The sequence below is a fragment of the Martelella lutilitoris genome, assembly GCF_005924265.1.
GTDB lineage: Bacteria > Pseudomonadota > Alphaproteobacteria > Rhizobiales > Rhizobiaceae > Martelella > Martelella lutilitoris.
This window is the reverse complement of the sequence record NZ_VCLB01000006.1, coordinates 76140-101418: the sequence shown is the minus strand read 5'-3', so window position 1 is coordinate 101418 and position 25279 is coordinate 76140. Positions and strand designations below refer to the sequence as shown.

General features: G+C 62.2%; 26 protein-coding genes. 18 read left to right on the top strand and 8 right to left on the bottom strand.

All coding sequences use genetic code 11. The annotated features are described in order from the left end of the window. Positions 1 to 13: 13 nt before the first annotated feature. From FF124_RS11590 to FF124_RS11575, 4 genes are all read left to right on the top strand, one after another. Positions 14 to 1165, top strand: a complete 1152-nt coding sequence (locus FF124_RS11590; RefSeq protein ID WP_138748655.1) for a Re/Si-specific NAD(P)(+) transhydrogenase subunit alpha — start codon at positions 14 to 16, stop codon at positions 1163 to 1165. Continuing rightward, positions 1165 to 1578: a proton-translocating transhydrogenase family protein gene (locus FF124_RS11585; RefSeq protein ID WP_138748654.1), complete on the top strand. Its 414-nt coding sequence runs from the start codon at positions 1165 to 1167 to the stop codon at positions 1576 to 1578. The genes FF124_RS11590 and FF124_RS11585 overlap by 1 nt, the downstream gene beginning before the upstream one ends. A gap of 12 nt (positions 1579 to 1590) precedes the next feature. Then, a complete protein-coding gene (locus tag FF124_RS11580; RefSeq protein WP_138748653.1) occupies positions 1591 to 2988 on the top strand; it encodes an NAD(P)(+) transhydrogenase (Re/Si-specific) subunit beta in 1398 nt (465 codons plus the stop codon). 139 nt (positions 2989 to 3127) lie between these two features. Then, positions 3128 to 3907, top strand: coding sequence for an extensin-like domain-containing protein (locus tag FF124_RS11575; protein ID WP_246072386.1), 780 nt, complete (start codon positions 3128 to 3130; stop codon positions 3905 to 3907). Positions 3908 to 3923: 16 nt separating this feature from the next. On the opposite strand, the gene FF124_RS11570 is transcribed toward FF124_RS11575, so the two are convergent. Both FF124_RS11570 and FF124_RS11565 read right to left on the bottom strand, forming a co-directional pair. Continuing rightward, entirely contained in the window at positions 3924 to 4283 is a 360-nt protein-coding gene (locus FF124_RS11570) for a SpoIIAA family protein (RefSeq protein WP_138748652.1), read from the bottom strand. A 107-nt stretch (positions 4284 to 4390) separates the two neighbouring features. Beyond that, the gene (locus tag FF124_RS11565; RefSeq protein WP_138748651.1) at positions 4391 to 4753 is read right to left on the bottom strand and encodes a SpoIIAA family protein; all 363 of its coding nucleotides are present in this window, start codon (positions 4751 to 4753) and stop codon (positions 4391 to 4393) included. Between the two features lie 260 nt (positions 4754 to 5013). Between FF124_RS11565 and FF124_RS11560 the strand changes: the two genes are divergently transcribed. The 3 genes from FF124_RS11560 to FF124_RS11550 all read left to right on the top strand — a co-directional run bounded on the left by FF124_RS11560 (position 5014) and on the right by FF124_RS11550 (position 6280). Beyond that, positions 5014 to 5355, top strand: a complete 342-nt coding sequence (locus FF124_RS11560) for a DUF2325 domain-containing protein (RefSeq protein ID WP_246072409.1) — start codon at positions 5014 to 5016, stop codon at positions 5353 to 5355. 241 nt (positions 5356 to 5596) lie between these two features. Continuing rightward, positions 5597 to 5911 (top strand): heme-degrading protein HmuQ, encoded by a 315-nt coding sequence (gene hmuQ, locus FF124_RS11555; protein ID WP_138748649.1) that lies wholly within the window; start codon positions 5597 to 5599, stop codon positions 5909 to 5911. Next, complete coding sequence (locus tag FF124_RS11550; protein ID WP_138748648.1) at positions 5912 to 6280, top strand: bleomycin resistance protein; 369 nt, start codon at positions 5912 to 5914, stop codon at positions 6278 to 6280. A 10-nt stretch (positions 6281 to 6290) separates the two neighbouring features. Here the strand turns inward: FF124_RS11550 and FF124_RS11545 are convergent, their stop codons facing one another. Genes FF124_RS11545 through FF124_RS11535 form a run of 3 tightly spaced genes read right to left on the bottom strand, consistent with a single transcriptional unit; the run spans position 6291 to position 7865 of the window. After that, positions 6291 to 6659, bottom strand: a complete 369-nt coding sequence (locus tag FF124_RS11545; protein WP_138748647.1) for a DUF423 domain-containing protein — start codon at positions 6657 to 6659, stop codon at positions 6291 to 6293. 3 nt (positions 6660 to 6662) lie between these two features. Beyond that, positions 6663 to 7055 (bottom strand): group II truncated hemoglobin, encoded by a 393-nt coding sequence (locus FF124_RS11540; RefSeq protein WP_138748646.1) that lies wholly within the window; start codon positions 7053 to 7055, stop codon positions 6663 to 6665. Positions 7056 to 7100: 45 nt separating this feature from the next. Beyond that, positions 7101 to 7865 carry a DeoR/GlpR family DNA-binding transcription regulator gene (locus FF124_RS11535; RefSeq protein ID WP_187326906.1) on the bottom strand — a complete coding sequence of 255 codons (765 nt, stop codon included), beginning with the start codon at positions 7863 to 7865 and terminating at the stop codon, positions 7101 to 7103. Between the two features lie 248 nt (positions 7866 to 8113). Between FF124_RS11535 and fba the strand changes: the two genes are divergently transcribed. Next, on the top strand, positions 8114 to 9178 hold the full coding sequence (fba, locus tag FF124_RS11530) for a class II fructose-bisphosphate aldolase (protein ID WP_138748645.1): 1065 nt from the start codon (positions 8114 to 8116) through the stop codon (positions 9176 to 9178). A gap of 312 nt (positions 9179 to 9490) precedes the next feature. On the opposite strand, the gene FF124_RS11525 is transcribed toward fba, so the two are convergent. From FF124_RS11525 to FF124_RS11515, 3 genes are all read right to left on the bottom strand, one after another. Further along, positions 9491 to 10309, bottom strand: coding sequence for a carbohydrate ABC transporter permease (locus FF124_RS11525; protein ID WP_138748644.1), 819 nt, complete (start codon positions 10307 to 10309; stop codon positions 9491 to 9493). Beyond that, positions 10306 to 11199 (bottom strand): carbohydrate ABC transporter permease, encoded by an 894-nt coding sequence (locus FF124_RS11520; protein ID WP_138748906.1) that lies wholly within the window; start codon positions 11197 to 11199, stop codon positions 10306 to 10308. Before FF124_RS11520 ends, FF124_RS11525 begins: the two co-directional genes overlap by 4 nt. Positions 11200 to 11334: 135 nt before the next feature. Further along, a complete protein-coding gene (locus FF124_RS11515) occupies positions 11335 to 12615 on the bottom strand; it encodes an ABC transporter substrate-binding protein (protein WP_138748643.1) in 1281 nt (426 codons plus the stop codon). Positions 12616 to 12823: 208 nt separating this feature from the next. Between FF124_RS11515 and FF124_RS11510 the strand changes: the two genes are divergently transcribed. From FF124_RS11510 to FF124_RS11465, 10 genes are all read left to right on the top strand, one after another. After that, positions 12824 to 14278: an NAD(P)-binding domain-containing protein gene (locus tag FF124_RS11510; RefSeq protein WP_138748642.1), complete on the top strand. Its 1455-nt coding sequence runs from the start codon at positions 12824 to 12826 to the stop codon at positions 14276 to 14278. An 18-nt stretch (positions 14279 to 14296) separates the two neighbouring features. Continuing rightward, positions 14297 to 15328, top strand: coding sequence for a questin oxidase family protein (locus tag FF124_RS11505; protein WP_138748641.1), 1032 nt, complete (start codon positions 14297 to 14299; stop codon positions 15326 to 15328). 9 nt (positions 15329 to 15337) lie between these two features. After that, positions 15338 to 16528: an amidohydrolase gene (locus FF124_RS11500; protein ID WP_138748640.1), complete on the top strand. Its 1191-nt coding sequence runs from the start codon at positions 15338 to 15340 to the stop codon at positions 16526 to 16528. 3 nt (positions 16529 to 16531) lie between these two features. Beyond that, the gene (locus tag FF124_RS11495; protein ID WP_138748639.1) at positions 16532 to 17770 is read left to right on the top strand and encodes an amidohydrolase family protein; all 1239 of its coding nucleotides are present in this window, start codon (positions 16532 to 16534) and stop codon (positions 17768 to 17770) included. An 83-nt stretch (positions 17771 to 17853) separates the two neighbouring features. Continuing rightward, complete coding sequence (locus FF124_RS11490; protein ID WP_138748638.1) at positions 17854 to 18852, top strand: LysR family transcriptional regulator; 999 nt, start codon at positions 17854 to 17856, stop codon at positions 18850 to 18852. Between the two features lie 178 nt (positions 18853 to 19030). Beyond that, positions 19031 to 19846 (top strand): creatininase family protein, encoded by an 816-nt coding sequence (locus tag FF124_RS11485; RefSeq protein ID WP_138748637.1) that lies wholly within the window; start codon positions 19031 to 19033, stop codon positions 19844 to 19846. 4 nt (positions 19847 to 19850) lie between these two features. Further along, positions 19851 to 21461, top strand: a complete 1611-nt coding sequence (locus tag FF124_RS11480) for a CocE/NonD family hydrolase (RefSeq protein ID WP_187326905.1) — start codon at positions 19851 to 19853, stop codon at positions 21459 to 21461. Next, complete coding sequence (locus FF124_RS11475; protein WP_138748635.1) at positions 21451 to 22476, top strand: ABC transporter ATP-binding protein; 1026 nt, start codon at positions 21451 to 21453, stop codon at positions 22474 to 22476. Before FF124_RS11480 ends, FF124_RS11475 begins: the two co-directional genes overlap by 11 nt. A gap of 27 nt (positions 22477 to 22503) precedes the next feature. Next, entirely contained in the window at positions 22504 to 23556 is a 1053-nt protein-coding gene (locus FF124_RS11470) for an ABC transporter substrate-binding protein (RefSeq protein ID WP_138748634.1), read from the top strand. Continuing rightward, positions 23553 to 25241, top strand: a complete 1689-nt coding sequence (locus FF124_RS11465) for an ABC transporter permease subunit (protein WP_138748633.1) — start codon at positions 23553 to 23555, stop codon at positions 25239 to 25241. Before FF124_RS11470 ends, FF124_RS11465 begins: the two co-directional genes overlap by 4 nt. The last annotated feature ends 38 nt before the right edge of the window (positions 25242 to 25279 follow it).

The following is a 25279-nucleotide window of genomic DNA, read 5'->3' as shown; positions in this document are numbered from 1 at the left end:
TTGGGAGACAAGCTTGAGCAAGACACTCTTTGTGCCGAAAGAGACGGCCTTCGCGGAAACGCGTGTGGCGGCCTCGCCGGACACAGTGAAAAAACTAAAGGCGCTCGGCCTCGACATCGTGATCGAGAGCGGCGCAGGCTTCGCCTCGGGGATCGATGACGATGCCTTCAGGGATGCCGGCGCCGAAATCGCCGGTTCCGATGCCGCTGCCAACGCCGATGTGATCTTCAGGGTCCGTCGGCCGGAACCCCACGAGTATGAAGCCTATAAAAGCGGCGCGATCGTCATTGCGATGATGGACCCCTACGGCAACGAGGAGGCGCTTGCCGCCATGGCCGGGAAGGGGATCTCGACCATTGCCATGGAACTGATGCCGCGCATCACCCGCGCCCAGTCGATGGACGTGCTGTCCTCGCAGGCAAACCTTGCCGGTTATCAGGCCGTCATCGAGGCGGCGGCCGTGTTCGACCGCGCCATGCCGATGATGATGACGGCGGCGGGCACGGTGCCGGCCGCGCGCGTCTTCGTCATGGGCGCTGGCGTTGCCGGTCTCCAGGCGATCGCGACCGCGCGCCGGCTTGGCGCCGTGGTTTCGGCAACCGATGTTCGCCCCGCGGCCAAGGAGCAGGTCGCCTCGCTCGGGGCGAAGTTCATCGCCGTCGAGGATGACGAGTTCAAGGCGGCCGAGACCGCCGGCGGCTATGCCAAGGAGATGTCGGACGAATACAAGGCCAAGCAGGCCGAACTGGTGGCCGCGCACATCGCCAAGCAGGATGTCATCATCACCACGGCGCTGATCCCGGGTCGTCCCGCACCGCGGCTTGTCACCCGCAAGATGCTGTCGGCGATGAAGCTCGGGTCGGTCGCCGTCGATCTCGCTGTCGAGCGCGGCGGCAATATCGAGGGCGCGGAAGCGGGCAAGGTCGCCACCGTCGAAGGCGTTTCGGTCATCGGCTATGTCAACCTGCCGGGCCGGATCGCGGCCTCCGCTTCGCTGCTCTATGCCAAGAACCTGCTCACCTTCTTCCAGACTCTGGTCGACAAGGAAAGCGGCGCAATCAACATCAACCGGGAGGACGAACTCATCGCCGCCACGCTTCTGACGCATGAAGGCGCGGTCGTTCATCCGAAATTCGGCGGCGCTGCCGCCGGGGGAGAGGCCTGATGGCTTTTGAAGATGTCAACACATCCATCGATCAGGCGATCAATTCGCTGCAACAGGCCAAGACCGCGCTCGGCAATTTTGAGGACGGTTCGCTGGCAGCCCTTGCCCATGGCGCGACGGGCGGTGCGATCGATCCCTTCGTCTTCCAGCTGGCGATCTTCGTACTCGCCGTCTTTGTCGGCTATTACGTCGTCTGGTCGGTCACGCCGGCGCTGCATACGCCGCTGATGGCGGTTACCAACGCCATTTCCTCGGTCATCGTCGTCGGCGCGCTTCTGGCCGTCGGCCTTTCGGCGAGCGGCCTTGCGACCGGCTTCGGCTTCGTGGCGCTCATTCTCGTCGCCATCAATATTTTCGGCGGATTTCTTGTCACCCAGCGCATGCTGGCGATGTACAAGAAAAAGGAAAAGTAAGGCGGTTCGAACATGTCAGTCAATTTCGCAGCCTTGCTGTTCCTCGTATCAGCGGTTCTGTTCATTCTCGCGCTGCGCGGCCTGTCGCATCCCTCGACCAGCCGCAAGGGCAATATCTACGGCATGGTCGGTATGGCGATCGCCATCGGCACGACCCTGCTTCTGGCCAAGCCCGGTTTCTCGGCGCTGGTCTTCATCGTGCTGGCGCTGGCGATCGGCGGCGGCATCGGCGCCTATATCGCCCGCACCATTCCGATGACGGCGATGCCGCAGCTGGTGGCTGGCTTCCACTCGCTCGTCGGCCTTGCCGCCGTTCTGGTGGCCGCTGCCGCGCTCTATTCGCCGGAAAGCTTCAATATCGGCGTGCCGGATGACATTCATCTCAGGGCCCTGATCGAGCTCGCCATCGGCGCGGCGATCGGCGCGATCACCTTTACCGGGTCGATCATTGCCTTCCTCAAGCTCGATGGCCGCATGTCCGGCAAGCCGATCATGCTGCCGGGCCGTCACGCGATCAACATCGCGCTTCTGGTGGCGCTCGTCGTCTTCGTCGTGTCGCTTTCAGCAACGGCGAGCCCGATCCATTTCTGGCTGGTCGTCATCATTGCCCTGGTGCTCGGCGTTCTCATCATCGTCCCCATCGGCGGCGCAGACATGCCGGTCGTGGTCTCGATGCTGAACTCCTATTCGGGCTGGGCGGCCGCCGGCATCGGCTTCACGCTCGGCAACATGGCGCTGATCGTCACCGGCGCGCTTGTGGGGTCCTCGGGTGCGATCCTGTCCTACATCATGTGCAAGGGCATGAACCGCTCCTTCATCTCGGTCATTCTCGGCGGCTTCGGCGGCGAGACGGCGTCCTCGGGCGGCGGCGATCAGGTCGAGCGCAATGTGAAGACCGGTTCGGCGGACGATGCCGCCTTCCTGATGGAAAACGCCTCCAAGGTGATCATCGTGCCCGGTTACGGCATGGCGGTCGCCCAGGCCCAGCACGCGCTCAGGGAACTGGCCGATCTGCTGAAGGAGAAGGGCGTCGAGGTCAAATACGCCATTCACCCGGTCGCCGGCCGCATGCCGGGCCATATGAACGTGCTGCTCGCCGAAGCCAACGTGCCCTATGACGAGGTGTTCGAGCTGGAAGACATCAACTCCGAATTCGCCCAGGCCGATGTGGCCTATGTGATCGGCGCCAACGATGTCACCAATCCGGCTGCCCGCGATGACAAGGCCTCGCCGATCTACGGCATGCCGATCCTCGACGTCGACAAGGCCAAGACCTGCCTCTTCGTCAAGCGCTCGCTCGGCTCCGGCTATGCCGGCATCGACAACGAGCTGTTCTACAAGGACGGCACGATGATGCTGCTGGGTGACGCCAAGAAGATGACCGAAGACATCGTCAAGGCGATGGACTGATCGGTCCGCAAACGCGTTCCGACGCCCCGGCCTTGCAGAAGTCCGGGGCGTTTTCGTTTTCGCGGGCGCTCCGTGGCCCACGGAACCTCCACATGCGCTCCGGCGTTCAACTCAGACGATTGATCATGAGGAAACTGCCGTGACGCTTGTCCGCCCGCTCTTTGTGTACCCGTTTCTCATTGTCGCGGGCCTTGCGACCATGAGCATGGAGATGCCCGAGAACCCGCCCGTACCGGAACAGCGCCCGGACGATCTTGCGACTGAAGCGCAGAGTGAGGCGGCCGAGCCCGCGGCGACGGTAACAAACGAAGAGGCGACGGAAGAGGTCGCGCCCGAAGACCCTGCGCCCCCGATGGAAGATGATGGTGAATTTGCCCGCTGCACCGCGGCACTGACGGCGCTCGGCGTCGAATACGAGGTTCTCGAGACGATCGATGATCCCGGCCAGTGCGGCATAGGACGGCCGCTCAAGGTCACCATGGCGGTCGGCGACGTGCCGCTTGAGCCTGCCGGCACAATGCGCTGCAAGACCGCGCTGGCGCTGGCAAACTGGCTTGCCGCCTATGTCGCGCCCTCGGCCGAGATCGCCTTCGGCCAGGGCACGAAGCTGATGGAAGTGCGCCAGGCCTCCACCTATGTCTGCCGCAACCGCAACAGTCGGTCTGACGGCAAGATCTCCGAGCATGCCAAGGGCAATGCCGTCGATATCCGTTCCTTAACGTTTTCGAACGGCGAGACCATCGACATGGTGCCGCGAAAGGAGGACGGCAGCTTCACCGGCGCCTTCCAGCGCACGGCAAGCGCGTCTGCCTGCCTGTTCTTTTCGACGGTGCTCTCGCCCGGCAGTGACGCGACCCATCAGGACCACATGCATCTCGACGTCATCGAGCGCAGCCGGGGTTATCGCTATTGCCGCTGACGTTTTCCCGCGGGACTCAAGCAGCGACCCAACGTCTCGCCTCGTTGATCGCTTCGGGCCGGAACAGCTTCACCTTGGCCGGTATCAGCACGCCGAACATATGGGCGATGCGCGCCAGAGTGTGGTCGCCGGTGACGAAGGCGATCCGTTCGAAGTCGAAGAAATGGCCGAGGCCGAATTTCGTGTCATCCCACATCGCCTTCGCCTCGACACCCTCAAGATCTTCGCCGGTGGCGATCAGACAGCGGATCTTGCCTTTGCCGAGGCGGCTTTCCAGCGCCGGGATGAGGATTGTCTCATAGTCCTCAGCGGTGACCTTGCCGCTCATGGTCCAGCCGACGACAGTTTCGGGCAGGTCGTTCATCATTTTGATCATGGTGCATCTCCGGATTGAAAGATGCGAAACAAGCGCAATTTCGTGGCGAAATAACGCCTTTTCGGCTTGCTTCAATCCGGATTTATGCGCTTGCAGGCGCCTGGGCCCTACTGTTCCAGCCAGGTGACGGCCGCGTCCTGCTGTTCGGGCTCGAACACCTTCACGTCCGCGTGGAACAGCATGCCGAACATCTGGACGGCCTGGGTGAAGCCGCGATTGCTGCTGACGATGGCGATGCTCTTGAAGTTCAGTGGTTCTGAGCGGCGGAAAGGCTGGCCGCCCATGGCCGATCCGATATCGGAACCGGCAAAATCCGTCGCTGTCACCAGCAGCAGCCGCAGGCCGTCATGACTGGAGCTGTGTTCTTCAAGCGCAGGCAGCAGAACGTTCTGATAATCATTGGCGCTCAGCGCATTGTGGATGGTGAAGCCGATGATGTTTTCCGGCAGGTCTTCGATCTTGTCGAGCATTTAAGGCCTCCATTTTGCGCCTTTTTAGCGCGGTCGACGCGGCAAGGCCAGCGAAAGAAGCATCGTCCGCCTGCGAGAGGCAGTCCTGCGACCGTGAGATAAAACATGAGTTTATTACTCATATTTATACTTTACCTTTTTGATCAGGTTTTATAGGGTCACCCCGTCATCAACGGAACGGCAAGGCCGGGAGGGCGAAATTGGCGAAGAAGAACAAGCGTAAACAGGCGAAGAGCCCGGCGGGCGGCGGCACGCAGGACGTGACCCGCGTCGCAGAAGCGCCCGAGGGGCTCAACGGTCGCAGCTTTCTTTATGTTGGCGGGCGGGATTGTCAGGTCGCTCATCTGCGCGCGGTGGCCGATGATTACGGCGCCGAACTGATCCATCACGATGGCGGGCTTCGCGAGGCGGTCTCGCGTATCGACAGGGTGCTGCCCTCTGTCGACTGTGTCTTCTGTCCGATCGACTGTATCAGCCACGATGCCTGCGTGCGGGTCAAAAGCGGCTGCAAGAAGTTCAACAAGGCCTTCATTCCGTTACGCAACGGCTCCAAATCCTCGCTGGAACGCGCGCTGCAGACCATGAGCGAGCGCAATTCGTGATCGGCGGCGTTCTTGATGGTCGGGCGGTCGGACTGATCGGGCTGCACCCGTGGCGTGGCTGCGGTTGTGTGACGATCGAAGGCGCATGCCGCGTGAAACCGGGACACGCCGCCATCCTTCCCTTTGCCCCGCGAAAAACCAAAAGACCGCCGCCCGGCGGTAAAAGCCCGGCCGAGGTGATTGACCTCGCCCGACGGCGCAACCACTTTCTTTCTGTAGGACAAAACGCCTGAGGTGCCCCATGTATGTCGCGATGAACCGCTTCAAGATTGCCATCGGATCGGAGGATCAATTCGAAGCCATGTGGAAAGGACGCGATTCGCGGCTTTCCGAGCTTCCGGGTTTCATCTCCTTCCACCTCCTCAAGGGCAAGACGCTTGAGGAGGAAGGCTACACGCTTTATGCTTCCCACACCCTGTGGGAGAATGAAGAGGCGTTCACGGCCTGGACGAAGTCCGAGCAGTTCCGCGATGCCCACAAGAACGCCGGCGAACGCAAGGTGAACTATCTTGGACACCCGGAATTCGAGGGATTCAACAGCATCGAGGGGGCCTGAATGGCTGATCATGCCGACATTGCCGTGCTGCCGGTCCTGCCGTCGCTCGATCTTGCCGAGACCAAGGCGTTCTACACGGAGAAGCTTGGCCTGTCCGAAGTCGTGCACGAGGACGGGACCTACCTCATCCTCAGACGGCCGGGCATCGAACTGCACTTCTGGCTGACGGACGACCGCGGACTTTGCGAAAACACCTCGATCTATATTCGCGGCGGCGGGATCGAAGCGCTTCACGCCGAATTCTCGATGCGCGGCATCGTGCATGAGCGCGGTTTTGAGGTGCGCGAATGGAACATGAAGGAATTCTACGTTTACGATCCGCACGGCAATCTGTTGCGGTTCGGGCGCATTCCGGGCGAAGCGGAATAGCCCTCGGGCTTCAGCCCTTGCGCGCGGGCATCAGGGCGGCAAGGGCAACCAGCAGCCAGCTTGCAATCACCGAGGTGCCGCCGATGGGGGCGGCCATAGGGAAGAAGCCGAAGCCCAGATAGGCGCGCGCCACAAGGTCTCCCGCAAACATCACCGTCCCGAAAACCATCAGAGTACCAGCGGCAAGAGCGGCTGCCGTGCGCATGGAGAGCAGGGCAAGGCCGATCAGCGCCGGCCCGTTGGCAAGGCAGACGAGGGCGGCGGAAAGCAGAACCGCGCTGTCGCCGTGATAGGAGGCTGCCGCCAACATGATGCCGGCAGCGCCCGTGAGGCCGGCGAAGAACAGCAATATCCGGGCAGGAAGCGTCAGGACGGTCATGGGTCAGGCCTTGTTCTGCATGTGATGGGCGAGCTTCTCCACCGGTGGCAGGATGATCGCCCTCAGCTTCATGTCGGGCACGGTCTCTTCCAGTGCGCGGCGGAAGCACAGGAGCCACTCGTCGCGCTCCTCCGGTCCGATCGGCGCCGGCATGTGACGCATGCGAAGCCGGGGATGGCCGTGTTTTTCCACATAGATCGGCGGGCCGCCGAGATAGCCGGTCAGGTAGTCGCGGAACTTTGCCTCAGAGCCGGAAAGATCCTCGGGGTGGATCGCCCGGCAATGGGCCGCTTCCGGGAGCGTGTCCATGAGTTCGTAGAAACGGCGCGTCAGCCGCTCGACCGTGTCGGCCCCGCCAATGGCCTCGTAGAGGCTTATCGTTTCCTTCGCGTTCATCGCGTCATGCCCGGATCGTTGCTTCACACAACCGATGTAACCATTTCAGGCGGCGATGCAATGCAGCGAGACCCCTTTTTCGGTCAGCACCGCGCGTTGAGCCGCGTCCAGTTCGTCGCCCGTAAGCACGGCGGAGAAGGTCTCGAGACCGGTCAGGAAGTGCAGGCCGGGGCGACCGAACTTCGTATGGTCGGCCAGAAGCACGCGGCGTTCCGCGCCCTTGACGATCAGCCGCTTGGTCTGGACCACTTCCGGATCCTGGTGGAAGGCCTCGCCCTGATAGATCGCCGAGGCCGAGATGAAGCTGATATCGGCGCGCAAGCCGCGCAGCGCATCCTCGGTCAGAAGCCCGAAGAAACCGTTGAACTTGCGGCTGTACTGGCCGCCAAGCGCCATCAGTTCGATGCCTGCCACGCCGGCAAGCTCCGATATAACACTCAGATTGTTAGATATCACAGTCAAGGGTAGGCGCTGCGGCAGGTGGGTCGCGAGGTTCGCGGCGGTCGAGGAATCGTCGATCATCAGCGTCATGCCGGGCTCGATGAAAGCGGCGGCGGCTGCGGCGATCCGGGCCTTCTCGCCGGCCGCGATCTTCTGACGATAGCGGAAATCAGCCTGGAACATCGCCGAAGACTGCACCGAAGCCCCGCCGCGCACCTTGCGCAACTGCCCCGAGGCCTCCAGTTCATCGAGATCGCGATGCACCGTCATCTTCGAGATGCGGAAGCGCTGGCTCAACTCCTCAACACTCGCAGCGCCGCGTTCCATCAGCAGCGCCATCATCGCCGCGCGTCTTTCGTCCGCCTTCAATGCCTTTTCTCCCAGCCGGATGTTGTCGCCATTTTGATATAACACCAAGTGCGATGGTATATATCACATATAGAAACGATTAAAATAACATATTATATGATAATTATAAAATAATCTTGTGATTTCGTATTCCCGCAGTATCATTATCCCACAATAAAGCCTTGTGCCGCGGAAGCGGCTTGACGCTTGGCAATCACATTCGAACCTGCGTCGGCTATGGCGTTGGTCAGGCAACAGGAGAATTTGTTATGGCCCGGGTTACCTTGAGACAATTGCTCGATCACGCCGCCGAACACGGCTATGGCGTGCCCGCCTACAACATCAACAATATGGAGCAGGGGCTGGCGATCATGACGGCGGCCCAGAAGACGTCCTCGCCGGTGATCATCCAGGCAAGCCGCGGCGCGCGCGCCTACGCCAACGACCTGATCCTGGCGAAGTTGATCGACGGGCTGGCCGAGCTTTATCCCGACATTCCGCTGGTCATGCATCTCGACCACGGCAATTCCGAGCCCACCTGCATGACGGCGATCCAGTACGGCTTCACCTCGGTGATGATGGACGGTTCGCTTAAGGCCGACGGCAAGACCCCGGCCGACTACGACTACAATGCCGGCGTGACGAAGCGCGTCTGTGACTTCTCGCATTGGGCCGGCGTTTCGGTGGAAGGCGAGATCGGCGTTCTCGGTTCGCTGGAAACGGGCGAGGGCGAGAAGGAAGACGGCCACGGTTTCGAGGGCAAGCTCGACCACGACCAGCTTCTGACCGACCCAGACCAGGCCGTTCAGTTCGTCAAGGATACGCAGGTCGACGCACTTGCCGTTGCCATGGGCACCAGCCACGGCGCCTACAAGTTCACCCGCAAGCCGGATGGCGAAGTGCTGGCGATGAACGTGATCGAAGAGATCCACCGCCGCCTGCCGGATACGCATCTCGTCATGCACGGCTCATCCTCCGTGCCGGAGGAGCTGCAGGAGATCATCAACAAGTATGGCGGCGAGATGAAGCCGACCTGGGGCGTGCCGGTCGAGGAAATCCAGCGCGGCATCAAGCACGGCGTGCGCAAGGTCAATATCGACACCGACAACCGCATGGCCATGACCGGCGCGATCCGCAAGGTGTTCGCCGAAAACCCGTCGGAGTTCGACCCGCGCAAATATCTCAAACCCGCCATGGAAGCGATGACCAAGCTCTGCATCGAGCGCTTTGAGGCCTTCGGCACGGCCGGTCACGCCGAAAAGATCAAGCCGATCCCGCTGTCGGACATGGCCAGGCGCTACGCCGACGGCTCGCTTTCGCCGAAGATCGGTTGATCAGAGGTCGAAGGCTGCCAACAAGTCGCTGCCTTTGGCGGCGGCTTCAGTCCTCTGGCCAAGGCCTGCTGCGGACAAGTTGAGCCAGCCACCCCACTGTCCGTCACCCCGGACTTGATCCGGGGTCCAGGGCCGCAAAAAAAATACCCTTGTGACAATACTTTAGCTCGATGGTCTTCCGTATTTGGCCCTGGATGCCGGCTCAAGGCCGGCATGACGGAGATGAGAGGTCGGGGCCTTCTTCGGCCTTCCGAACCTGCCGCCTGTCTCGACGGTCTGTCGTCTCCAAGCCCGGCAGGGCAATGCCCGCCCTCAGTGGATCCCCTTGGTCAGCCCCTGCACGAAATAGCGGTTCAAAAACAGGATCACGACCACGATCGGAATGGTGGAGAAATGCGCCAGCGCGCCGAGCGTGCCCCAGGTGATGTCCTTGGTGCCATAGGCGGACAGGAGCGCCACGGAGAGCGGCTTTGATTCCAGCCGGGTCAGGAACATCGGGTAGAGGAAGTCGTTCCAGGAAAACATCAGGCAGAAGAGAATGCACGCGATGATGCCGGCCCGAACGGCGGGCAGGGCCACCTTGAAGAAGGCGCCGAATTGGCTGCAGCCATCTGTCAGCGCCGCCTCTTCCAACTCCGGCGGGAGGCCGCGGAAGTAGGAAAACATCAGCCATGTGACGAAGGCGGAGTTGAGCATGGAGTTGATCAGCACCACCGACATCCAGCTTCCGAGCAGGCCGATATCGCGCATCATCAGATAAAACGGAATGAGGGCCGCAACTGACGGGATCATCCGGATCGCCATCAGGAAATAGGCAATGCCCATGGCATAGCGGCTTTTCGAGCGCGCCAGCGCATAGCCCGCCGGAACGCCGAGCGCCAGCGACAGGATCACCGAACCGGCGGCGATCAGGACGCTGGAGCGCAAGAGGCTCCAGACATCGAACAGCCGGAAGATTGTCCGGAACTGATCGAGCGTCGGCGAAAAGCCGAAGGTTGGCGGGATGGAAAAGATCGCGCTGGAGGGCTTGTAGGCCGTGGTTGCAAGCCACAGGAAGGGTGCCAGAAAGAAAACCAGCATGGCGACGAGAAAGGCACGGCGGCCCGCCTGGAACCAGTATTTTGCCGTCATTTTCCGTTCGCCTTCTTGTCTGCGTGGCGGATCATCATCACGAAAGCCGCTGCGATGACCGCGATGATCAAGAGGGTGAGGTTGGCGATCGCCGAGGCGCGGCCGATGTTGAAGAATTCAAGCCCCTGCTTCACAGCGTGCAGCATCAGCGTGTTGGTGGCATTGCCCGGCCCGCCGCCGGTTGCCACATAGACCGTGTCGAACACCCGGAAGGCATCGACGGTGCGCAGGATCAGCGCCAGCAGCACGGCCGGCAGCATCAGCGGGATGACGATGATCCGGAGTTTCTGCAGGCCCGTGGCGCCATCGACGGAGGCGGCCTCGAGGATGTCGGAGGGCAGGGCCTTGAGGCCCGCCAGCAGGATCAGCGCCACAAGCGGCGTCCATTCCCAGACATCGATGAAGATGAGGGTGGCAAGCGCTGCGTGCTGGTCGGCGAGCAGTCCGCGCGGATCCGTCAGTCCCCATTCGGCGAGGAAATAACCGATCATGCCGTAATCGGCGGCGAGCAGCCCTTTGAAGATGAGGCCGACAACCAGCGGCGTGATGGTGACGGGGATCAGAATGAGCGCCAGCGCGAGCCGGTTGAACCGGTCGTCGCGCCAGAGCGCCAGCGCCAGCATGAAGCCGAGCAGAAGCTCGAAGAACACCGCGCCGAGGGTAAAGATCGCGGTGTTGATCAGCGCCTGCCGGCTCACCGGATCGGTGATGATCTCGACATAATTGTCGAGGCAGGCAAATTTCGTCCGCTGCGGGCGGATCAGGTTGTAGTCGTAAAGGCTGTACCAGATGCCCTGCGCCAGCGGCCAGATGCCGACGACCAGCACATAGGCGACCACGGGAACGGCCATGACGACGAGAAACAGCTTTCGCCGGGCGGCGAAGGGCATGCCCCTGGGTTCGACAAGTTCAATGCCCGGATGATCTGCGATCGCACTCACGGCGCGTCTCTCCGATTTCACTATGCATGCGAGAGCCGGACCGCCCGGCATTTCGGCAGGCGGCCCGGGAAATGCGGTATCCGATCAGAACAGGTCTTCGGCCTGCGCCTGCGCGGCGTCGAGCGCCTCCTTCGGATCGGCGTCGCCGACCAGTACGGAATTGACCGCCGTGCCGAGGAAATCCTGGATCTGCGGATATTCCGGAATGCGCGGACGGTAATCATAATTGCCGTTCTCGAAGGTTTCGGCAAGCACCGGCAGGAACGGGAATTTTGCCAACAGGTCCGGATCGGTCATCTCGCTCTTGCGCAGGAAGCTGCCGGCGCCGAGCATGTTGAATTCCTTGTGGATCTCGGGGCTGGTCAGCCATTTGATGAAGGCCCAGGCGGCTTCCTGTTCTTCCGGCGAGACATCGGCATTGATCGCCATGCCCCAGCCGCCAATGCCGTAGCTTGGCGCCATGTCGCCCGAATGCGGCGCGGTGGTGATGGCGACATCGTCAACGACCTTGGAGATTTCCGGATTGTAATAGCCGGGCGCGCCAACCGACCATGTTTGCATCAGCGCTGCGACGCCCTGGCGGAAGCTTTCCTCGCGTCCGCCCCAGTCATAGCCGGCAGCACCGGGAGGGGCCGCCTTGCGGAACAGATCGCGATAGACCTTGAGGCTTTCCACATTGGCATCGGAATTGAGCGTCGGCATGCCGTCCTCGCCCATGATCGCGCCGCCCATTTCGCTGTTATACTGCATCCAGTCCTGGGCGCTGGCTGGGCCCTTCTGGCCGTTGGCAACGAAGCCGTAGAGGCCGGCATCCGGGTCGGTCAGCTTTTCGGCGGCGGCGACGAATTCTTCCATGGTCGTCGGCGCTTCGAGGCCGGCCTCATCCAGGCGGGTCTTGTTATAGGCCAGCACATTGGCATAACCGGCGAAGGGGAAGGCGACCTGCTGGCCTTCGTAATTGCCGAGACCCATCATCAGGTTGGGATAGATATCGTCGACGTCGATCTCCTCGGCGTCGCGCTCGATCAGGTCGGAAAGTTCGACCGAATAGCCGTTTTCGGCATATTCGCCGGCCCAGACGATGTCCATGGTGACGAGGTCGTAGCCTTCGGTATCGCCGATATAATCGGCGGTGGTCTTGGTCAGAAGCGAGCCGTAATCGAGAATGTCGACCTTGACGGTGGCGCCGGTCTCTTCCTCGAATTTCGGCGCCAGCTCGGCGATCACCGGCGCGAATTGGTCATTCTGCGAGGCGATGGTGAGCGTGATGCCCGAAAAGGGCTTGTCCTGCGCAAGGGCGGTCGAGCCCATCAGGCAGGCGAGAAGCCCCGCCGTCGCGAGTTTTGCGGCGTCTGCGTTTTTCATACTGTTCCCCTTTGATATCATGCATCTGTTGTTCTCATGAATGTCATGATCGATAAGCACTATACATCAAACAAAAACGCACTCAAGCGCACTTGACAAAAAAAGGATTCAGAGAAAAAATCACAAAAAAGAACATAATCGCCCAAAAATCAGACAATTCTAGCCGGTTTTGCCTTGATTTTGAGCAAACGCCTGATCGGGAACCAGAATGCAGTGCCTATCCGACCTTTCGCCGTCTCTTTCCGGCGGTCTTGAGCAGCGACTCGAACAGCTTGCCGCACGCGCGGCCTGGGAGATGGCCTGCATCGAGGCCGAAGCGCCGGTCTGGCTGAAGAAACCGGCAGAGGCGGCGCATTATAATGTCGTGATCGTCGGCGCGGGGTTGAACGGGCTGTCTGCCGCCTTTGCGCTGAGGCGTCGCGGCATAGAGGGCGTTCTGGTCATCGATAAGGCGGAAGCCGGGCGCGAGGGGCCATGGGTCACGTCTGCGCGGATGAAGACGTTGCGCTCGCCGAAGACGCTGGCCGGCCCCGATTTTGGCATTCCAAGCCTCAGTCCGCGCGCCTGGTACGAGGCCGTCTATGGCGCCGAGACCTTTGCCGGGCTTGAGAAAATCGGCCGCGAGGACTGGATGCGCTACATGCTTTGGTTCCGCAAGGCCAGCGGCGTGACGGTTCATAACGAAACCCGGCTTGAGGCTGTCGCCGAGGCGGAAGATGGCTTGCGCCTGACGATCTCCGGCAACGGAACGCTTCCCCGCGAGATCACCTGCCGCCGGCTGATCATGGCCAATGGCATGGATGGCTGTGGCGGTCCTTATGTGCCGGAGAATGTCGCCGCACTTCCCAAGGCATTCTGGACCCATAGCGGTGAAGAGGCCGATGACAGTCATCTTCAGGGCAAGGATGTGATCGTTCTCGGCTCGGCCACCTCCAGTTTCGACTGGGCGGTGGTTGCGCTGGAAGCGGGCGCACGCCGCGTGACCATGGTCGCCCGCGCAAAAGAACTTGCCTGCACCGAGGTGCTCGCATGGACCAATTTCCCCGGCTATCTCGGCGCTTTCGCCGAACTGCCGGATGCAGAGAAATGGCGGTTTTCCCGGCATTATTACGATCTGAAAGTGCCGCCGACGCAGGACCAGTATGACCGCGCCACCGCCTATCCGAATTTCGCGATGGAGCTCGGCAGCGGCATACATGCGCTTGCCGTCGAGGATGGTCGCATCCGCGCCGAGACGAGGAACGGCACGCTGATGGCCGATCATATTCTGCTGGGCACCGGATACAGCGTCGATTTTTCCATGCGGCCGGAGCTTCTCCCCCTTGAGGGGCGTTTTGCCCACTGGCGCGACCGGTTCACGCCGCCTCAAGGCGAAGACTGTCCGCCGGTCTTGCAGGCGCCCTATCTCGGGCGCACATTCGAGCTGACGCCGATGGATGCGGCGCGCGATCACTGGGTCTCGCGTATCCACATGTTCAATGGCGGCGCGGTGCCAAGCCTCGGGCCGGTTTCAAACGGCATCACCGGCGTCAAATACGGCATCGCCCGCATCGCCGATGGCCTGACGCGGGCCTTTTTCCTGGAGGACGCCGCGCGCTTCCGGGAAGAGCTTGCCGGTTATCGCGAACCGCATTTCAATCCGCGCGGAAAGGTCTCGGCCTGAGAGGTCGGGGAGGACACAATGACGACACCGCTGACACTCGACGCCGTGCTGGCCAAGGCCCAGACGCGCAGTTTCGAATTTCCCTATATGCTCGCCAATCACGTGCCGATGGTGCTGATCGCGCTCGATCGGCTTGGCGCCACGCCTGAACGACTGGACGAGTGGTACGAGACCTATCGCGACGCCCATGCCGTGCCGCCGGTCGCCGCGCCCGTCGCGCCGATTGACCCCGGCAACTGGCAGGAAGCGCTCGGTGAGCGCGCGCGCGAGGCCGATTATCGCGGCTTTTTCGTCGGCGAGGCGCAGCGGCTCGGCATCGACAAGGCAATCCGCACCTATCTCCCGGCGATGACGCAGGGGATTGCCGGAAGCGCCACGCATCCGCTGATGCGGCTTGCCTATGGCGTATTGAAGAACGATGCCCGCGAAGTCGGTCATGCGCTCGGCTATTGGGCGGCAACCTATCTGCCGCTGCCGGGGCCGGGCAGGTTCGAAGCCAACACGGATGATCCGGCGGAGGTGCTTGCCGGGATCGCCGAGATCGAGGGCATCCGTGATTACGAGACCGAGACTGATCTTTTGTGGCACAACATCCGCGCTGTCGGTGCGCTTCCGGGCTTTGCGCCGGTGATCGATCGGCTGCGATTTCGCGACAACACGGTGCGGCGCATGACCGAGGTGTCGCTCGTTGCCTTTGCCTTCACGCTGGATTTCTCCGCGCTGCACGCGGTTACCGGCATGCACTGGATGCGCCTCGTCACCCCGCATGTGGATGAGGACAAGGTCGAGCCGCTCTACCGCGCCTTCTGGCAGGTGATTGCCGCGCTTATCCCCAAGATCGGTTTTCCCGTGTTTCCGACGGCAGACCAGGTGCAGGAAATGCGCGAACGCGATGCGCCCGAATGGCCGGAGATCAAGGCGGCGGCCATTGCCTCCTACGACGAGCATGATGTCAGCTTGACCTTCTCGGCGTCGGAAGAGCAGAAAGCATGGGGCGGAGACCGGCTCTACCGCGTTGCCGCCGCCCGCCGCCTTCGCCTGATCGACTGAGGAAAGCCCTTGCCTGCACATATCGCCGTTGAAAATATCCGCAATGCGAAGGGCGAAAGCGTTTCGCTTCTGATCAAGGAAGGGCTTGTCGACGGATTTGCGCCGGAAGGGACGGTTGATGCTCCCGATACGGCCGAGCGCTTCGACGGCGGCGGGAAGATGATCCTGCCGGGGCTTGTCGACGGGCATATCCATCTCGACAAGACGCTGATCGGCCTTCCCTTCATTCCGCATATTCCGGGCGAGACGGTAGCCAAACGGATTGCCGCCGAGCGCGCGCTGCGCCGCACGGTCGCGCTTCCGGTGACGGCGCGCGGCGGGGCGCTGATCGAGAAGATCGCGGCGCTGGGGACGGTCGCCGTCAGAAGCCATGTCGATATCGACACCGAGATCGGGCTGAAAGGGCTCGAACAGGTGCTGTCGCTGCGAGAAAGCCATGGTCATCTGATCGACATCGAGATTGTTGCCTTTCCGCAGTCCGGCATTATTCGTGATCCGGGCACGGCAGAGCTGCTGCACGAGGCTGTTGCGGCTGGCGCTGACCTTGTCGGCGGGCTGGATCCGGCCGGCATCGACAATGATATCGAGGGTCATCTCAATGCCGTGTTTGCCGTTGCCGAAAAACACAATGTCGGCGTTGATCTGCATCTGCATGACGGCGGGTCACTTGGTGCCTTTGAGCTGCGCCAGATTGCCGAGCGCACGATTGCCTCTTCGCTTCAGGGCAGGGTGGCCGTCAGCCATGCCTTCTGCCTTGGCGAACTGGATGATGCGGAATTCGGCAGGACGGCTTCGCTTCTGGCGCGCGCCGGCGTGTCGATAATGACCAACGGCCCCGGTCCGGTGCCGATGCCGCCGGTCAAGCGGCTGGCCGAAGCCGGCGTGCGCGTTTTTGTCGGCTCCGACAATATCCGCGATGCATGGTCGCCCTTCGGCAATGGCGATCTGATCGAGCGCGCCGGCATCATCTGCGACCGGCAGGATTTTCGCGCCGACGATGATCTGCAACGGGCCTTTGCGCTGGTGACCGGGGCGTCGGGCGCGGTGCTCGGTCGGGGCGACCCGCTTTCCCCCGGTGCGCCTGCCGATTTCATTCTGGTCGATTGCGGCAGCATTGCCGAGACGCTGGCCGAGCGCCCCGTGGCCCGCACCGTCTTCAAGGCCGGGCGCAAGGTCGCCGAAGCCGGGAGACTGGTGTGAGCTATGGCTGATATCGATTTCCTGATCCGCAATACCCGCCTCGCAGGCCATCCGACGCCGGTGGATATCGCCTTTTCCGGCGACCGCATCGCTTCCGTTGCAAGCGGCATCGCCTGTGATGCGCCGTCCTTCGACGCTGAGGGCAGGCTGGCCACATCGGGGCTCACCGAAACCCATATCCACCTCGACAAGGCGGGAATCATCGGTCGTTGCGCGCTTTGCGAGGGGACGCTTGCCGAAGCCGTGCGGGAAACCGCGCAGGCCAAGGCGGCCTTCACCGAGGCGGATGTCTACGCGCGCGCGGCAACGGTCGTCGAGCAGGCGATGTCGCATGGCACGACGCTGATGCGCAGCTTCGTGGAGATCGATCCGCGCGCGGGTTTCCGCTCCTTCGAGGCGATCAAGGCGATCCGGCGCGACTATGCCGATGCCATCGAGATCATCATCTGCGCCTTTGCGCAGGAGGGGCTGACGAACGATCCGGGCACAGAGGAAATGCTGGCCGAGGCGCTCGCAAACGGCGCCGATCAGGTTGGCGGCTGCCCCTATACCGATGCCGATCCGGCGGTCCATGTAACGAAAATCTTCGATCTCGCCGAGCGCTTTGGCGTCAATGTCGATTTCCATGTGGATTTCGACCTGAAGCCGGAGGGCTCCAATCTTGGCGCAATCATCGCCGAGACGAAGCGGCGCGGCTATCAGGGGCGCGTCTCCATCGGTCACGTCACCAAGCTGTCCGTGCTTGAACCGGTCGCCTTTGCCGAAGCGCTTGCGGGACTTGCCGAGGCGGGCATCGCGCTGACCGTGTTGCCGGCGACCGATCTTTATCTCAATGGCCGCGAATTCACGCATCTGGTGCCGCGCGGCATGACGCCCGGCCACAGGCTGATTGCGGCAGGCGGCATCGCCACGCTTTCCACCAACAACGTGCTGAACCCGTTCACCCCTTTCGGCGATGCCTCGCTGATGCGCATGGCCAACCTCTATGCCAATATCGCCCAGCTCGGAACGCCGGACGATCTTGCGACCGTCTACGACATGATGACCGGGCAGGCCGACCGTCTGCTGGGACGAGAGCCCGCCGCCATTGTGGAAGGCGGTCCGGCGACGGTGGTGCTGTTTGATGCCGAAACCCCGGCCGAGGCCGTGGCGACGGTGGCGCCGGCCCTTTGTGGCTGGCGAAACGGGAAAAAGACCTTCGAGCGTCCGCCAGCCCGGATTTTCTGTTCGCCCGGCGCGTGAAGCGCTGATTCCTCGCCGTTCGGCACGGAAATTGCATTTCAAGATTCCGGGAGACCGTTTTGTGCATGTGAAAGGCGATTTGCATGATCACGGATCAGAACGGCACGATTGATGTCCGATTTTTACGCACGACCTTCCTTCTGTTGAGCGAGCAGAATGTCTCGCGCGTCGCATCCAGGCTCGGCCAGAGCCAGCCTTCCGTCAGCGCGGTGCTGAAGCGCGCGCGGCAGGTTTTCGATGATCCGCTTCTGGTCCGGAGCGGGCAGGGCATGGCCGTGACGGAGCGGGGAGAGACGGTGCGGACCTCGCTTGGCCGCATCCTGGCGGAACTCAGCGAGACCATCAGTCCGGAAGAGGCCTTCGATCCAGCCACCACCGCATTCGCCATGCGGGTCTCGGCGATGAGCTGTTTCAACGGCTTTCTCATTCCGCCGATCGCCGAACGGCTGCGCAGGGAGGCCCCGGCCGCTTCGATCGACTTTTTCGCGCCCTCGGAAAATGACGATCTCACCGAACAACTGAGTTCCGGCGCGTCCGATCTGCTTGTTGCCAACTGGCCGGCGCCGCATGAAAGCCTGCGCTCCAGCACGATCTTCGATTGCGAGACGGCCTGCATCATGCGGGCCGATCATCCCTTTGCCGGAAACGGCAGCATGTCACTCAATGATTATCTCGACCTGCCGCATCTCTCGCTCGGTTCGGTCGTGCGTCCCGCCTTCAGTCCCATCGGCGGTCGGCTCAAGCAGCTTGGCGTCAATCGCCGGGTGGCGCTGTCTGTCCCTGAATATGCGCTGGTGCCGCCGGTGGTCGCTCGCACCGACCTGATCTTCACGACGGCGCGTCCCTATGCCGAGTTCGTTGTGGACCGCTATCCGGATTACGGCCTCTGCGTCGTCCCCGCGCCGCGCGATTTCGGCAATATGCGGCTTTACCTCCTCTGGCACGAACGCGCGCACAAGAGCCCGGCCAATCGCTGGGTGCGCAATCTTATCCGTGATGTTTCAAGGCGTTACGGTGCGGACCTGGACGCGCGGCCGACGCCTGCCGCCATGGCCGGTCTTGCCGCGCTCGCAGCGGTATAAGCCTGAGCCTATACCGCATATAACCCAAGGCGGAATTGCGGAATGTCAAATGCCGTGATCATAATGTAGGCACAAATCGAAATTGCATAAAACTTAGTCCGGTTTCTGCCGTGCCGAGCCTCGTCGCTCGCGCCGCCGGCGAAGCTTTGCCCGGACGATTGGATGGAAGGAAGGCCAAATGCCGCTCAAATCGCACTGGTGGTGGGACCATACGACCAAGGACTTCACCGATATGGACATGTCGGAATTCGTCGCGATCCTGCCGGTGGCAGCCGTAGAGCAGCATGGCCCGCATCTTCCCGTTCGCGTCGACAGCGCCATCAATGCCGGCATCATCAACCGCGCCGTCGAAATCATGCCGGACGACATGAAGGTTCTGGTTCTGCCGATGCAGGCGGTCGGCAAGTCGGTCGAACATCTGGAATATCCGGGCACGCTGACGCTGTCCTACGAAACGCTTGCCCGGCTCTGGTTCGAGATCGGCGAGAGCGTGGCGCGCGCCGGCTGCAGGAAGATCATCTTTGCCAACTCCCACGGCGGCCAGCCGCAGGTGATGGAGATCGTCTGCCGCGAGCTTCGCATCAAATGCGGCATGTTCGCCGTCTCCTCATGGGTTTCTGCAGGGGCCAGCCAGGCTGATCTCTACAGTGAACACGAGCTGAAACACGGCATTCATGGCGGCGAATCCGAAACCTCGACCATGCTGCATCTGCATCCCGATCTGGTCGACATGCAGTACGCCGATGACTTCCAGCCCATGTCGGTGGAGATGGAGCGCGGCAATCAGGTGCTGACGGCTGAGGGCCGGATCGGTTTCGGCTGGCAGACCCAGGACCTGCACCCCTCCGGGGCCTGCGGCAATGCCGCCGCCGCCGACGCCGAACGCGGCAGGATCCATGTCGAGCGCTCGGCGCAAAGCCTTGTGGCGCTTGCAGAAGAGGTTCTCGCCTTCCCGATGGAGAGGCTCACCCAGAAGACCATGTTCAAGGACTGATCCTTTGCTCGCCCGAAACCCGACATCTGCTGTTTCAAAGCGCGTCGAGCACCTCACCCTGAAAGACGGTGTGGCGCTGGCGGCGGATGTCTATCGCCCGGCGGGCGAGGGGGACTGGCCGGTTCTTTTGATGCGCCAGCCCTATGGCAAGGAAATCGCCTCCACCGTCGTGCTCGCCCACCCCTCCTGGTACGCCCGCCACGGCTATCTCGTGGTGGTGCAGGATGTGCGCGGCATGGGCGCGTCGGAAGGGGATTTCGACTGCCTTCGCCAGGAAGTAAGCGATGGCGCGGAGACGGTGACGTGGGCGCGGGGCCTGGACGGCTGCAACGGAAAGATCGGGCTTTACGGCTTTTCCTATCAGGCGATCACGCAATATCTGGCGCTGGCCGGCGGCGGACAAGTCGATGCCATGGCGCCGGCCATGGGCTCCTTCGCACCGGAGAGGGACTGGGCTTATGAGGGCGGCGCGCCGCGCTATGCCGGCATGGTTGGCTGGGCGCTGCAGATGGCGTTGCTGAAGGCCGCCCATGACGGTGATCGCGAGACGCACGCGGCCCTTGCAGCCTTGAGCGGTCTGGCGGAAACCGCGCGATACCTTATGGACCGGCCCGACCTCTCCCATCTCAAACGCTGGATGGATAACCTCGAAGCGGACTGGGACCAGGTTTCGCCCGCACGTCTCCTGCGGGAGGTTTCTCTCGACATTCCGGTGCTGCATACCGGCGGCTGGTACGATTTCATGCTGGAGGGCACGCTTGCCGCCGACAGCGCCTTCCGCAACGCCTCGCCCGAAACCACCCATCTTGCCATTGGCCCATGGACGCATATCCCGTGGAACGGGGCGAGCGGTTCGGTTCGCATGCCGGAGGCCGAAGCCTATTCGGTCGATCGGGCCAATGTCGCGTTTTTCGATTTCTATCTGAAAGGCAAGGGCGACCCGCCGTCGGCTCTCACATTGTTCGATATGGGCGAGCGCGCCTGGAGGGCGTATCATCGGTGGCCCTCCACGACCGAGACGACGATGGCACCCTGCTCCGGCGGGCTTGCCGCAACCTTTGCCAATGACGGCAGGCTTGCCGATGAACCGGGCGATGGCGAGGACGTGCTCGTCAGCGATCCTTTCCGCCCGGCGCCGCTTGTCGGCGGTCATGCGGGGGAACCCGCGGGCTTCGTCGACCGGGCTCCGGCCGACGATCGTTCCGATGTCGCCGTCTATACCACCGCGCCTCAGGCGACTCCGTTCACCCTTTGCGGGCCCGTCAGGGCTGACATCACCATATCTACGGAAGCATCGGTCTTCGATCTCGTTGCCACGCTCTCTCTGGTATCTCCCACCGGAAGCGCGAACGTGATCCAGACCGGAATAACCCGGACAAAAATGACGGGTGCGCCGGTGAGCGTCGGTTTGCGCGCGGCCTATGTCACAGTGCCGGCGGGCTTCAGCCTCCGCCTGTCGCTTCAGGCCGCCGCCTGGCCCGCCTTTTCTCTCCATGCACAAGACCCGGCATCTGCCGATGGGATGAACGCTCAGCCGCAGACGCTGACGATCTGTCACGCGGCCAGCCGTCTCGCGCTTTCCGTTCTGAATGAGGACACCGCAAATGGCGCCTAAGCCCTATCTCACCCTCGACAATGTTTCGGCGACCTATGGCGATACCACGGCCGTTTCCGGGCTGACGATCGAAGTGCCCAAGGGCGAGCTTCTGTCGCTTCTTGGTCCGTCGGGCTGCGGCAAGACGACGACGCTCCGGATGATTGCCGGTTTCGTCGAGCCGTCGGGCGGTCGTATCATCCTCAACGACAAGGACATCAGCCACAAGCCGGTGCACAAGCGCAATATCGGCGTCGTCTTCCAGTCCTATGCGCTGTTTCCGCATCTGACCGTGATCGACAATGTCGGCTTCGGCCTCAGGATGCGCAACGCCTCGCGGGCCGAATGGCGGGAGCGGGCGGCGAAGACGCTGGAAACCGTCGGCCTCGGTCCCTATGCCGACCGCTATCCCGGCCAGCTTTCCGGCGGCCAGCAGCAGCGCGTTGCCCTTGCCCGCGCGCTGGTGATCGAGCCGGACGTGCTGCTCCTCGACGAACCGCTCTCCAACCTCGACGCCAATCTCAGGGCCGACATGCGCAACGAGATCCGCTCGCTGCAGCAGCGCCTCGGCATCACCACCATTTTCGTCACCCACGACCAGTCCGAAGCGCTTTCCATGTCGGATCGCGTGGCGGTGATGAGCAAAGGCGTGATGAGCGAGATCGGCACCCCGCTTGCGCTTTGCGATCAGCCGAAGAGCCCGTTTACCGCGACCTTCCTCGGCCACCGCACGGTGATCGACGGCAAGGTGGAAAACGGCGTGTTTTCCGCCCCCGGCATCACCTGCGCCGGTGCGCCGGCAAAAGCCACCAAGCTGGTGCTGCGCGCCTCAAGGCTGCGCTTCGGCCAGGAGAATTCTCCGCTTTCGGTTTCAGGAACGCTCGTCAATGCAGCCTATCTTGGCGAGACCTATGAGGCCGATATCCAGGCCGCCTGCGGCATGATCCGGCTTGTCGTTCCGTCCGATACGCCGCCGCCGCCGGTCGGCACTGCATGCCGGGTCACCGCCGAACCGGGCGGGACCACCTTTATCTAAAAACATAAAACCAGGAGAACAGCTGTCATGAACATCAAGAGACGTTCCTTCAACAAACTCATTCTGGGCGGGGCCGCCACGCTTGCCGCTCCCTATTCCTTCGTTCGCGCGCAGACGCCGGACCCGAAGCCGGGTGACGAACTCGTCGTCGGCATCTGGGGCGGCACCCAGGAAAAGATCGTCAAACAGTATATCGAGCCGGTTCTGGTCGACAAATACGGTTGCAAGATCTCCTATGTTCTCGGCGGCACCGTCGAGCGCCGCGCCCGCGCTTATGCCGAGCGCGGTCGCCCGAGCTTCGACGTCCTCTACCTCAATATCTTCGAAAGCCGTCAGGCGGTGAAGGATGGCGTCACCCAGCCGGCAACCGATGCGGTCGAAAACGCCCAGTATCTCTACCCGATCGCCAGGAAGGGCGGTTACGGCGTTGCCATCAACCCCTGCACCATCGTCTACAACAAGACCAAGGCATCCGCGCCGATCACGTCCTGGAAGGACATGTGGAAGCCGGAATGGCAGGGCCGCATCGCCTGGCCGAACGGCCTCGGCGCCGAAGGCATCTCCGCGCTGATGATGTCGACGCTTTCATGGTTCGGCGACCAGACCAAGATGGCGCCGGAAGGTTTTGACAAGGTCAAGGAACTGAAGCCGTTTGCCGCCATCCAGGGCAGCCAGGCACAGCTTTTCGATATGTTCGACCAGGACATTGCCGATCTGTCGGTCGAGTTCGGCAGCTTCTGCGAAAAGTATATCGAGGAGCGGAACCCCGATTTCGCGCTCGCCGATCCGGAAGAAGGCAAGGCGCTTGCCATGAACGTTGCCTGCATCACCGAGGGCACGAAGAACCAGAAGCTTGCGGAAGAATGGGTCAACCTGCACCTGTCGCCGGAAGTCATGCAGGCCTATGCCAAGGAGATCTACTACTCCCCGACGGTTACCAATGCCGATATCCCGGCAGACATTCAGAGCAAGCTGATCATGCCTGACCAGATCGACACGCTTGTCGACTTCGACTGGGATTACATCAATAGCAACCGCAACAAATGGCAGTCCATCTACGACCGGGAGATTGCCGGATGAGGAAATGGCTTGGGCCGGCGCTTTCAGCGCCGGTCACCATCTGGCTCCTGATCGCTTTTGCCGCGCCGCTCGTCGCGGTGGTATTCCTGTCCCTGCATGAATATTCCGACCCGTTCGGACCGCTGATCCAGACGCCCTCGCTGCAGCAGTTCATCGATATCGCCTCCGACAGTTTCTATTATCGGGTCGTGTTCGAGACGATCTGGCTGTCGGTCGCGGTCACCATCGCCTCCGCTTTGCTCGGCTATCCGGTGGCCTACTGGCTGGCGCGCATGCCGGGGAAATACCGCGCTCTTGCCTTTGCCATCGTTCTCATTCCGCTTCTGACCAATGTCGTCGTGCGCTCGCTCGGCATCATTCTTCTGCTGTCGCCGGAAGGGCTGATCAACATCGTCACCGGCTGGTTCGGCATTCCGCCGGTCAAGACCATGCTGTTCAACCACGGCGCGGTGATTGTGGCGCTGACCCAGGTGTTCATGCCCTTCATGGTGCTGGCGCTCTACGACAATCTGCAGAACACCTCGCCGCGCGTGCATGAGGCGGCCCAAAGCCTCGGCGCCTCGCCCGCGATCCGCTTTCTGACGGTCGATCTTCCGCTGTCCCTGCCGGGGCTCAAATCCGGCACGATCGTTGTTTTTCTGATGTCCTCGACCTCCTATGTTTCCGCCACCATGCTGGGCGGCAAGAAGGTCTGGACCACCGGCATGCTGGTGTTGCAGGAGGCCATGCACAATCTCAACACCTCGCTTGCTGCAGCGCTGGCGCTGGTGATGACCGTTACCGGCCTTGCCTTTGCCGTGCTCGCGACGCTCGCGCTCAACCGGCTGATGACATGGCGTTACGGCGGCAAGAGCCGGCCGATCGCGCTGCCGCGCTTTGTCGAGCCTGTCGTCAACTTCGCCGGCCCGATCATCTCCTGGCTGCTGTTTGCCGCTTCCGTCGTGTTGCTGCTGCTGCCGCTCGGCCTCGTCTTTGTCCAAAGCTTCAACGACGTGGAACTTGCGACCGCTGCCGGCTTCCGCGGTTTCACGCTGCGCTGGTATCACGAGGTCTTCGTCTCCGGCTATTACACGGATTCCTTCATCGTTTCGGTCAAGGTGGCGCTCGCGGCCCTTGCCGTGTCGCTGGTCATTGCGGTGCCTGCGGCCTTCGCGCTGGCGCGCTTTCCCTTCCGTGGCCGCTCGGCGCTGCTCGCCTTCTGGCTGCTGCCGCTGACGCTGCCGCATGTCGCGCTTGGCGTCGGCATGCTGAAACTGCTGCAGATCTACGTTGCGGTGCCTGCCTTCATCGGCCTCGTCGCAATCCATGTCGTGGTGATACTGCCCTTTGCCATCACGCTTCTGACGGCGTCGGTGATCGGGCTGGACGAGGCGCAGGAAGAGGCGGCCGCAAGCCTCGGCGCCAATGGCTGGAAGCGCTTCCTGCTGGTGATCGTGCCGGGGTTGTTGCCGGGCCTTTTCGCCACCTCGATCGTCGGCTTCCTCCTAAGCTTCGACGAGGTGACGGTGACGAGTTTCCTCACCACCGCCCGGCTGACGACGCTGCCGGTGCGCCTTTACGCCGAAGCCTCCTTCGAGCTGAGACCGACGGCGCACGCGCTCTCCTCCGTGCTGATCCTGCTGACCATCGCGCTGCTCGCAGTCGTCGGCCGCTTCGTCCGGCTGGACAGGCTTTATGCACGGTAGCGGGGCGGGAATCCAACTTCCGCTTTTGAAGGGGGAAG

Bases quoted from the DNA above. Each gene is read 5' to 3' on its own strand.
- FF124_RS11585 (WP_138748654.1), top strand. From the start codon at position 1,165: ATGGCTTTTGAAGATGTCAACACATCCATCGATCAGGCGATCAATTCG.
- FF124_RS11580 (WP_138748653.1), top strand. From the start codon at position 1,591: ATGTCAGTCAATTTCGCAGCCTTGCTGTTCCTCGTATCAGCGGTTCTG.
- FF124_RS11570 (WP_138748652.1), bottom strand. From the start codon at position 4,283: ATGATCAAAATGATGAACGACCTGCCCGAAACTGTCGTCGGCTGGACC.
- FF124_RS11565 (WP_138748651.1), bottom strand. From the start codon at position 4,753: ATGCTCGACAAGATCGAAGACCTGCCGGAAAACATCATCGGCTTCACC.
- hmuQ (WP_138748649.1), top strand. From the start codon at position 5,597: ATGTATGTCGCGATGAACCGCTTCAAGATTGCCATCGGATCGGAGGAT.
- FF124_RS11550 (WP_138748648.1), top strand. From the start codon at position 5,912: ATGGCTGATCATGCCGACATTGCCGTGCTGCCGGTCCTGCCGTCGCTC.
- FF124_RS11545 (WP_138748647.1), bottom strand. From the start codon at position 6,659: ATGACCGTCCTGACGCTTCCTGCCCGGATATTGCTGTTCTTCGCCGGC.
- FF124_RS11540 (WP_138748646.1), bottom strand. From the start codon at position 7,055: ATGAACGCGAAGGAAACGATAAGCCTCTACGAGGCCATTGGCGGGGCC.
- fba (WP_138748645.1), top strand. From the start codon at position 8,114: ATGGCCCGGGTTACCTTGAGACAATTGCTCGATCACGCCGCCGAACAC.
- FF124_RS11525 (WP_138748644.1), bottom strand. From the start codon at position 10,309: ATGACGGCAAAATACTGGTTCCAGGCGGGCCGCCGTGCCTTTCTCGTC.
- FF124_RS11520 (WP_138748906.1), bottom strand. From the start codon at position 11,199: ATGCCCTTCGCCGCCCGGCGAAAGCTGTTTCTCGTCGTCATGGCCGTT.
- FF124_RS11515 (WP_138748643.1), bottom strand. From the start codon at position 12,615: ATGAAAAACGCAGACGCCGCAAAACTCGCGACGGCGGGGCTTCTCGCC.
- FF124_RS11510 (WP_138748642.1), top strand. From the start codon at position 12,824: ATGCAGTGCCTATCCGACCTTTCGCCGTCTCTTTCCGGCGGTCTTGAG.
- FF124_RS11505 (WP_138748641.1), top strand. From the start codon at position 14,297: ATGACGACACCGCTGACACTCGACGCCGTGCTGGCCAAGGCCCAGACG.
- FF124_RS11495 (WP_138748639.1), top strand. From the start codon at position 16,532: ATGGCTGATATCGATTTCCTGATCCGCAATACCCGCCTCGCAGGCCAT.
- FF124_RS11490 (WP_138748638.1), top strand. From the start codon at position 17,854: ATGATCACGGATCAGAACGGCACGATTGATGTCCGATTTTTACGCACG.
- FF124_RS11485 (WP_138748637.1), top strand. From the start codon at position 19,031: ATGCCGCTCAAATCGCACTGGTGGTGGGACCATACGACCAAGGACTTC.
- FF124_RS11475 (WP_138748635.1), top strand. From the start codon at position 21,451: ATGGCGCCTAAGCCCTATCTCACCCTCGACAATGTTTCGGCGACCTAT.
- FF124_RS11470 (WP_138748634.1), top strand. From the start codon at position 22,504: ATGAACATCAAGAGACGTTCCTTCAACAAACTCATTCTGGGCGGGGCC.
- FF124_RS11465 (WP_138748633.1), top strand. From the start codon at position 23,553: ATGAGGAAATGGCTTGGGCCGGCGCTTTCAGCGCCGGTCACCATCTGG.